This window comes from Microbulbifer mangrovi (assembly GCF_002009015.1).
GTDB lineage: Bacteria > Pseudomonadota > Gammaproteobacteria > Pseudomonadales > Cellvibrionaceae > Microbulbifer > Microbulbifer mangrovi.
In genome coordinates this window covers 1-9,547 of record NZ_LZDE01000222.1, presented here as the reverse complement: position 1 = coordinate 9,547, position 9,547 = coordinate 1, and the positions used below count along the sequence as shown (strand labels likewise).

Here is a 9,547-nt window from a genome sequence, read left to right as displayed (position 1 = left end):
TCACGGCGGTTTTGAAAACAGATCCCCAGAGCTCCACCGCCACCAAACCTACTTAGCGGCTACCCGGAAACCAAATCAGTTATCCATTAAGAAGCGGGCAATGGTACGGAACCCGTGTCCTTTGGCTCCCTGTGCCCACTGATCATTTGGCGCAGGCAGGTAGGAACCGGAAAGGTCCATGTGTACCCAGCCGCGCCCTTCATCGCGCACAAACTTGGCCAGAAAAGCTGCCGCAGTAGAAGCGCCGGGCGTGCCATCCATACCCACATTGGCAATTTCCGCAAACCCGGAAGGAATCTGCTCCAGATGGAATTTCTCCAGCGGCAGGCGCCAGGCTTTTTCGTTTTCCTGCTGGGCCGCACTCAACACTTTATCGGCCATCTCGTCTTCCAGGCTCAATACCGAATTGTAATCCCGGCCAACCGCCATTTTTGCAGCGCCAGTCAACGTCGCAGCATCCAGGATATAACGCGGACTTTCCTCGCTCGCTGCGATCAAGCCATCCGCCAGTACCAGACGCCCCTCCGCATCCGTATTCAGGATTTCCGCCGTCACACCGTTTTTGTAGGTAATCACATCGCCCAGCTTGAACGCGTGACCAGAAATCAGGTTTTCCGCGCAGCACAGGTAAAGCTTTACGCGCTTGCTCAAGCCGCGCGCGATCGCCAGTGCCAGGCCACCGGCAACCATCGCCGCACCGCCCATATCGGACTTCATGTGTGTCATGCCGGCCGAGGGCTTGATGCTGTAGCCACCGGAATCAAAAGTAATGCCCTTGCCCACCAGACAGATATCCACAGGCGCAGCGTCATCTCCCGCGGGGTTGTAATCCAGCTGCAGCATGGCACCGCCGCGCACGCTGCCGCGGCCCACGTTGTGGATTCCCATAAAGCCCTCGTCCAGTAGCTCGTCGCCGGAGACGATACGGTAGCTCACCGCATCCGGGGCCAGCTGTTGCAGCATATCCGCTGCACTTTCCGCCAGTGCACGGGGATAGACGTTTTCCGGGGAGCCATTGGTGATTTCCCGCACCCACAAACTCGCCGCCTTGCGCGCCTCCAGCTCCTTGAACTCATCGCCCTCGGCAATACCCCAGTCCAGAGTGCTCTTGCGATTCGGGTTGTAATAGCCGGCCCAGAAGCTCCAGCGGCTCTCCAGGTCCCAGTTGTCACCGGTCAGGACGACATCCGTCACCCCCATGCCGTCGAGCCGGCGCGCGGCACGCTGCACGGCGACCAAAGTGCCGCCGGTGGCCTCGGTGGCGTGGATACAGGCCTCGCTGTCGCTGAAGCTCAACAGAGCATTTTTACCCCAGTGATCTGCCGCCGCGGCGCTGTCCAGCCGTACCTGCATCGCTGTTGTCATGTGTACACCTTGATTTTGTGATGGATAGGAAGTGTCTGACACACAATATTGGGTCAGTCTAGCAGGCTGCAAGAGGTGGTTTGCGCCGCCGGGGAAACTGCCGATACACTGCATGGGCTAAAAAGAACAACAGGGATCGTTACCATGGGAACAGCCTGCCACTACCACTCCGGGGCATCCGCCGTCTGGCAATGTACCGGCTGCAGCAAGGATTACTGCAGCGATTGCGTACCCGGTGCGGCGGATAATTACTACCAGTCCACCCCCAAATGTGTGCTGTGTAACAAGCGCCTGGAGAATGTCGGCGCCAGCAACAAGGCCAAGCCGTTCTGGCAAATGGCTCCCTTCTACTTCCGTTATGCCTTCGCCGCGGGACCGCTGACCATTTCCGCCATCTGTGCGGTAGCCGCCCTCGCCATGACCGGCCTTGGGTTCCTGTCGATCTTTGTGTTTGTCGCAACACTCGCGGTAGTGATGCGTTACAACCTGCTGGTGATTGAAAAACTGGCCAGCGGCCAGCTACAGGCGCCCAGTTTCGGCGATGCGCAGGACGGCCGCAGCGCGGCAGTATTCGCCAAGGTCATCGGCATGATCCTGGTGGCCGGGGGTGTCGGAGTGCTATTTGCGATGCTCGGCGAGGGCGCGGTGCAGGTGTATTCCATTGCCCTGTCACTGCTGGCACCGGCGGCGATGATCGTGCTGGCGCTGGAGCACAGCATGCGCGCCGCGGTAAACCCGCTCAAGCTACTGCATTTCACCCTGATTATCGGCTGGCCCTACTGGCTGCTGTGGCTGTCCACCAGTGCGGTGTCGGCCGCACCCGCCCTGCTGCTGCCGGCGGTGGTGGGCAAGCTTTCCGTATGGCTGCTGTTGCCCCTGGTGGCGTTCGTCACCAGCTATTTCTCCATCGTCACCAGCGCCATGATGGGCTACATCTGTCTTACTCGGCAGCGCAAGCTGGGCGTGGCAGCACAGTTGGAGGACGAGGAGTTTCTCGAGGCCCTGGAGTTCGATCGCCTGAAGGCACTGGCGGATGCCGGGATTCTGTTGCGCGAGGGCCGCCACGAGGAAGCGCGCAAGACGCTGGTCACGGTACTGCGCCAGCAACCGGATGATATCGCGCTGAATGAACGCTATTTCCGTCTGCTTCTGGCCACAGATGACAAAAAAGCATTGCGTGAACTGGGGCCGCATCTGCTGGAGCGGTTCGTGAAATTGAACCAGGCGCACAAGGCGGCGGAGCTGTACCTGGCTACTACACGCAGCCACGGCGCTCCGACGATCGACAAATCACTGCTGCGCCACCAGCTTGCTGAAGCGCTGTATCGCCAGCGCCATTTCAAACCGGCGCTGGCACTGATCAACAACCTGCACAAGGAAGACCCGCACTACACGCGGCTCGACAGCGCCTACCTGCTGCTGGCAAAAATCTACATGGATGGCTTCAATCGCACCGATAACAGCCGCAAGCTGCTGGCGTTTGTGCAGAACAAGTACCCCGACAGCAAGGTGATCAGTGAAGTGCGCCAGCTGCAGGGTATCCTCGCCGCGGAGCAGAGTGCACAGCCGGCGTGATGCCGGAATAAACCGGCAACGGATTTAGAGCGCGGTAGGCTGCAAGGCGCGGGCAAAATCCAGAGCCCTGCGCGCGCGCTCCTCGTCGCCACAGCGACGGTAGTGCTCTACCAGACCATTGGCCAAACGCGCCATTACCGGGTGGCGCTGGTCTTTCTGCTGCAGACGCTGCAACAGGCTCTCCACCAATCCCCAGTGCTTTTCCTTGGCCGCCCGCTGCGCCAGCAGCAGACACACCCGCACATTGAGCGCCCGCGGCTCACTTACCCGCTGCATATATTCCTCAACACCTCTGGCAATCGGCCCAAACGCCTGCGCCGGGGAGCGCGCGAGGGCGAACAGGGCCAGCCAGGCCCGGTGGTGCGCCTCGCTTTCCGGTGCCAGGGCGGTGAGCTCGATGGACTTGCGGATCAGGGGCAGAGATTCCGGGTGCTGCCGCTGGGCGCTGGCCGCGGCCTCGCTCGCTTCCAGCAGCTTGCCGCTGTTCTGCAGGGACTCGATACGCGCGAGGGCCAATTGTTCCGGCGTGGGGGGCAGATCCTCTTCCACGTGGATTTCCCGGCTGGGGCGCAGCCGGATCAACACCATAGTGCAAACGAAGCCCGCCACCAGTCCGCCAAAGTGCGCCCAGTAGGCAATGTTGTCGTTGCCAAAGAAGTATCCGAAGACCTCCTTGCCCAGCCATAGAGGTAATACCAGCAGCGCCGGTGCGGTGAACTCACCGAAAGCAAAACCGAGGGTGTAAAAAAATCGCAGACGGCGCACGCCATACACCGCCACAAACATCCCCATCACCGCAGAAACCGCACCGGAGGCGCCGATAACCGGCATCAGGCTTCCCGCTTCCACCCCCATATGCAGGCCGGCCGCGGCCAGTCCACCCAGCAGGTAAAGGCCGATAAACCAGGCGGCGCCCAGCGCCAGCTCCACCGACAGGCCAAACAGCAGCAAAAAGATCATGTTACCCAGCAGGTGCTCCCAGCCACCGTGCAGGAACATATGCCCGAACAATCCTTCCAGGGTCGGCTCTGCCGGTATCAGCCCGTAGGCAAAGCTGGACAGGCGATCGCGCAGCTCCGCGAACTCTTGACGCTGCTGCAGCCACTGCTGTTTGCCTTCCTGCTGCAGCTGCGGCACTAGCCAGTGGTGGAACTCGCGGCTCCACAACAACTGCTCGTAAATAAACTCTTCCCCTGCGCCCTGCGCCAGGGATCGCCACTCGGGCTTTTCCGCCCCCACAAACTCATAGAATCGCTGCTCTTCCAGGACCGGTAACTCGCTGGAGAAGTAATAGTCCTCCGCTGCCTGCCAGCGGGACTCATCGCCGCTCTGGTAGAGCACAAACACCAGCAGATTGGCGAGGATCAGGGCAAAGCACACCAGCGGCGGGCGGCGCCAGTCGGGCTTATTCTGAATGGGGATGATCAGCAAGGGCGGACCTGCAACTCGAGTGACAGTAAGGGTTCTGGGTTAATTCTCCCCAGAATACAGTGGCTGGCGATTATGAACAGCCCCCGCCGGGCCATACTGGGCCAGAATTCGAAAAAAGACGTCAGTGACTGGGCGATCCGCCATCGTCGCCCCCGCCCGAACCCTCGCTGCCGCCGCTCTCGGCGTCCCCGTCACTGCTGGACCAGTCTTCGATTCCCGCGGAGCCGCGGCGCTCCGCAGTCGGGTTGTGCGTGGATACCTGAGCACTGCTTTCCCCGGACGGATCCTGAGGCTTATCCCCGAGTGCAGCCTCCGCATCTCCCCAGCTGCGCACATGGAGGTCCCGTTGCGGAAAGGGAATCTCGATTCCCCGCTGGTTGAATTCGCGCAGCAGCTCAATGTTGTACAGCGCATTGAGGTCTCCGAGAGACGACACCGCGTTGCTGTTGACCCACACCACCAGTTTGAAATCCAGAGAACTGTCACCGAACCCGGTGAGCCATACCTCGGTCTTGCGCTGCCAGTTGCTGAAAGTCACCGGTACACGTTCCGCCGCCGCCATGGCCGCCTCCCGTACCACTTCCGGGTTGGTGCCGTAGGCCACTCCGAACATCACATGGATTCGGCGCACCGGGTCTTCCAGCGTGTGGTTTGTCACCCGGCCGGTCACAAATTCGGAGTTAGGTACCAGGATATCCACATTGTCGCGGGTGGTGATCCGGGTGGAGCGCACGTTGATATCGCGAATCCGCCCGAATACCCCCGATTCCAGCTCTACCAGGTCCCCCACCCGCAGTGGCTGTTCAAACAGCAGAATAATGCCGGAGATAAAATTGGAAAATATTGCCTGCATGCCAAAGCCGATACCCACAGACAGGGCACCCGCGATCAGTGTCAGCTTGGAAGTATCCAGCCCCACCATGGTGAGGATGATCACGAAAGTGATCAGCACAATGCAGTAATTGAGGATCCGCCACAGGGTGTAGGCCCCCTGCTCGCTGGTGCGGTTTTTGCGCACCATGCGCCGAAGGACCCAGTTCAGCAGGCGCGAACAGGCCCAGGCCGCGATGATCACCAGGATCATTTTGGCAATGTCCTTTAGCGTGATCGGCTGCTGACTGACGGCGAAGAGTTCGTAATTGGCGAGGTTGCGCCAGCTGGTGCGCAAATTCTGGAATTGCAGCAGCAGCCGGTCCCCCATGGTCTGCCACCACCCCTGCTGGCGCTGGTAGACAAACAATTGGGCGTTCTCGTAGCGTTTTACATCATCCAGCAGGTCGCGCACCCGGCCAAGTCCGCTGGCAACCTTTTCAAACTGACTCCACCACTTGCCCATCGCCTTGCTGTCTTCTCCCACCCAGGCGACGATCTGGCGCTGGCGCACGTTGAGCTGACGGGTGAGGTTGTCGCGCACGGTTTCGGCATTGTTCACCAGATCCTTATTAACCGTGAGCTTCTGCTTGTCACCGGCGGGATCCAGCACACTATTGATCGCCAGCAGCAATTCCTGCTTGCGCAGCTGCAGGCGGTTTTCCAGTGCCTCCACACTGTAATTCATCAACCGGATCTGTTGCTCCATAGTGACGGTGGCATCGGAGCTTTCAAATATCAGGTTGCGGGAGTCATTGCGCTCCCGTGTCAGCTCTTCCAGAGTGGATTTTTCTTTGGTGCGGGCTTCCGCCAGTTTCTGCGCTGCCTCCTCGCTGTACTGCAGCTGCTTCAACATTCGCGTCAGCTCTGCATCGGCGTATTTCAGCTCTTCATCCCAAACCGCAATCTGCTCATTAACCATGGTCTGCTCTTCAAGCACCTGCAGGTGACTGAGCTGAGCCAGAAACACATCCACGGTGGCCTTGAGATGCTTGGCGTCCGCACGATTCTTGTCACGCAGTTTTCCCACCGTATCCCGCAGGTGGGTCAGTGACAGGCTCACCCCCTCGTCCATCTGCGACTTTTCCAGCCGCATACCGGCAAAACGCTGCCTGCCGCGGGTTACTGCCGCATCGGAATCGGCCCACTGCAGTACGGTGGGGTTTTTCGGAAAAGTGACATCCGGCAGTACGCTGACTTTTTTCAGTTCATCGCGCTTTTCCCAGATCTTGCGAATGCTGTTGAAACGCCCGTCGATGGTTTTGACTTCCTCGGCGAGCTTCGCCTCCTCCGGCAAGGTAGTGCGCCAGTCCTGCCAAGCCTTTTCCACCTCTTCGAGCCACGCCGTGCGCTGCTCATGGGTGGCCTCCGGCCACTGTGTCCACCAGTCCGCGGCGAGCTGGTTGAAATCGGGGATGACCGGGGTGAATTCTTTCGGCTTTTGGGTGGGGAGTTGCGCGCTCCCCAGGGTGGGGAACAAACAGCACAACAGGCACAGGCATGCAAGAAACGCGCGCAGAGCTATTGCCGCAGAACGGGGAAATTGCGAGAAACGCAGAAAAAAAACGGCGCCGATAGCTCCCATGCCCGAGACAGTCCCTGTACCTCTGGATCGCAGGCGATGCCGATATGCACCGCAGCGGACAACCTGCGCAGAACGCGCATTTGTATCAGTGTAGATGACAGGAAAACGACCTCAGCGCCGCCGGTCGTAGCGCTGGATACAGTCGCGATACTCGCGCTGATAAATGCGCAGCCTCTGGTCCTGCAAACTGCTGCCCCGGCGTGCGGCATCCGATGCATCCTGACGGCAGGCGGACTCCGCCAGCGCGCGATTATCGTAGCGCTCACCGCTGGCATCGTAGGGTGGGCGCACATTGGCATAGGGGCGGCGGCGGTCGCGATACCCTTCGGCCTCAAACAGCGGCACACCCTGACCATCCAGCGCGTCAGGGTCGACGGCATCCGGTGGATAAGCGCGGGGAATACCGGAGCGGTCGCGCAGGTCATCAAGGTCTTCGTCAGGATAGCCATAGAGGCGATCCTCGTAAGCACCGACGATATCCCCGTTGTAGTAGCGGCGCCATTCGTAGGGCGGCGTTGTCACGATATAGCTGCGGCGCTTCGGTTCATACCGATAAAAGGTGCCGGTACCGCTGAGAAAAAAGCGCCGGCCGTCAATTTCAAACCCGGTACTGCCGTAGGGAAGAAACGTCAGTTCCGCGCCCAGCGGCGGCTCCACCCGCAGATAGCCATCGTCCTCCTTGCGATAGAAATATCCGCCCTGGTAATAGTAAATATTGCCGCTCAGGGTAATACGGCGGGCTCCGGCCGGGAGCTGACGCTGACGATTGGGGTCTCGCTGGTAGTCCTCTGGTGACTCACCGCTCGACTGCCCCGTATCCTGTGCGCTCCCCCCGACAGGTAATAACAGCAGCAAGGCGCAACAAGCGCCGCACAGCAGCTGCACGGCGTAGTGGCGGGGAAAGGGAAGGGTGGGGAGTTGCCGGGACAAGGGCGAGCGGGATCGGGACATGGGCTACCTCGCAAGATACAAGATCCAGCGCACCTCTGCGCTGAATGCCCCACCCGATTAACCAAGATTCATACAGGATTCTAAAATAGCTGCACACGGCCCCCGCCGCCGCAACAAAAAGGCGAGACGGACGGAGGCCGCGCGCGCTGGGTAGCCGGCTGCGCCGCTCTCCCATAATGACCGGCGAACACAGCAGAGCGCACAGGCCATCACAGCCCCGCGCTTTTGCTACTCGGCCGACTACCCCCTAATTGTAGGGTGCAAGCGGTAATTTCCCACACTAAGCGAGACAATGACCGCCCCGTCTCTAATCTCCCACAGGGCCCGGAAGCCCTGTGGGGCTGCCTTCAACGCATGAGTCAGCGCAGGCTGGAAATCACCTCACGCAGGGTGTTCACGATGGTATCGATCTCGTGGGTTTCGATAATCAGCGGCGGCGACATGCACAGCGCATCGCCAATGCCGCGCGCCATCACACCCGCCTCCCAGGCCATCGCCGACGCCTTGCCGCCGAACTTGCCCTTGAGACCTTCCGGCGCCCGCAGCTCAATGGCACCGACCAGACCGTAATTGCGCACATCGATCACATTGTCGAGATCCGCCAGTGAATGCAGGGCATTCTCCCAGTAGCTGCCGATATCGCCAGACGCGCGGGTCAACAGACCCTCGCGATCGTAGATATCCAGCGTCGCCATACCCGCCGCACAGGCCACCGGATGCGCGGAATAGGTGTAGCCGTGGAAAAACTCCACCATGCCCTCACCGGCAGCATCCACCACCGTGTTGTAGATCTTGTCATTCACAAACACCGCGCCCAGGGGCACGGTGGCATTGGTAATGCCCTTGGCAGACGTGATCATATCCGGCGTTACATCGAATTCCTGAGACGCGAACGGAGAACCGGTGCGGCCCCAGCCGGAAATTACCTCGTCAAAAATCAGCAGCAGATCGTGCTGGTCACAGATCTCGCGCAGACGCTTCAGGTAACCCTTGGGCGGCAACACTACACCACCGGCACCGGAGAACGGCTCTACAATCACCGCCGCAATCTGATCCGCCCCGTGGAAAGCCACAAGACGCTCCAGATCCTCCGCCAGCTCCACACCGTGCTCCGGCAAGCCCTTACTGAACGCATTGCGTTCGATATCCAGGGTGTGGCGCATGTGATTGGCCTTAACCGGCTGGCCAAAGGACTGGTAATTCGGCGCAATACCACCGACGGAGATACCACCGAAGTTCACCCCGTGGTAACCCTTCTCACGACCGATAAACATCGTGCGCGATCCCTTGCCGCGCGCGCGCTGATACTGCAGCGCAATCTTCAACGCCGACTCCACCGCTTCGGAACCGGAGTTACCGAAAAACACCTTGTTCAGCCCATCCGGCGTGTACTGCACCAGACGTTCCGCATATTCAAAGCTCAGCTCGTGGCCGAAATTAAAAATAGAGCTGTAATCCAGCTTCTGCGCCTGCTGGTGAATTGCATCGGCAATTTCCGTGCGACAGTGTCCCGCATTGGAACACCAGAGTCCGGCGGTGGCATCGATGATTTTGCGCCCGGATTTATCGAACAGATAAATCCCTTCTGCGCGTTCGACAATACGCGGCGCTGCCTTGAAGCTGCGGTTGGGGGTAAAGGGCATCCAGAATGCGTTGGTGTTCAGTTCGGACATGGTTTTCTCCAAAATTCCGCAAATTTCTTTATTTCAGTAGTTTCTAACGTAGTAAATATGTTGAAGCGAAGGCGAAGTACCGGGGTTCTGTTTTCAG

General features: G+C 59.7%; 6 protein-coding genes. 1 reads left to right on the top strand and 5 read right to left on the bottom strand.

What is annotated here, in order from left to right:
- Positions 1–75: 75 nt before the first annotated feature.
- Positions 76–1,365, bottom strand: a complete 1,290-nt coding sequence (gene pepB, locus B4U49_RS02890; RefSeq protein ID WP_078083077.1) for an aminopeptidase PepB — start codon at positions 1,363–1,365, stop codon at positions 76–78.
- Between the two features lie 144 nt (positions 1,366–1,509).
- On the opposite strand from pepB, the gene B4U49_RS02885 reads away from it, so the two are divergent.
- Positions 1,510–2,940 carry a tetratricopeptide repeat protein gene (locus B4U49_RS02885; RefSeq protein ID WP_078083076.1) on the top strand — a complete coding sequence of 477 codons (1,431 nt, stop codon included), beginning with the start codon at positions 1,510–1,512 and terminating at the stop codon, positions 2,938–2,940.
- Between the two features lie 24 nt (positions 2,941–2,964).
- Here B4U49_RS02885 and B4U49_RS02880 read toward each other — a convergent pair whose 3' ends face one another.
- From B4U49_RS02880 to aptA, 4 genes are all read right to left on the bottom strand, one after another.
- On the bottom strand, positions 2,965–4,371 hold the full coding sequence (locus B4U49_RS02880) for a rhomboid family intramembrane serine protease (protein ID WP_078083075.1): 1,407 nt from the start codon (positions 4,369–4,371) through the stop codon (positions 2,965–2,967).
- A gap of 121 nt (positions 4,372–4,492) precedes the next feature.
- Positions 4,493–6,721 carry a mechanosensitive ion channel family protein gene (locus tag B4U49_RS02875; RefSeq protein WP_239692447.1) on the bottom strand — a complete coding sequence of 743 codons (2,229 nt, stop codon included), beginning with the start codon at positions 6,719–6,721 and terminating at the stop codon, positions 4,493–4,495.
- Positions 6,722–6,937: 216 nt separating this feature from the next.
- Positions 6,938–7,777, bottom strand: coding sequence for a DUF6515 family protein (locus B4U49_RS02870; RefSeq protein ID WP_143735498.1), 840 nt, complete (start codon positions 7,775–7,777; stop codon positions 6,938–6,940).
- Positions 7,778–8,136: 359 nt separating this feature from the next.
- Positions 8,137–9,450 carry an omega-aminotransferase AptA gene (gene aptA, locus B4U49_RS02865; RefSeq protein WP_078083072.1) on the bottom strand — a complete coding sequence of 438 codons (1,314 nt, stop codon included), beginning with the start codon at positions 9,448–9,450 and terminating at the stop codon, positions 8,137–8,139.
- Positions 9,451–9,547: the final 97 nt, after the last annotated feature.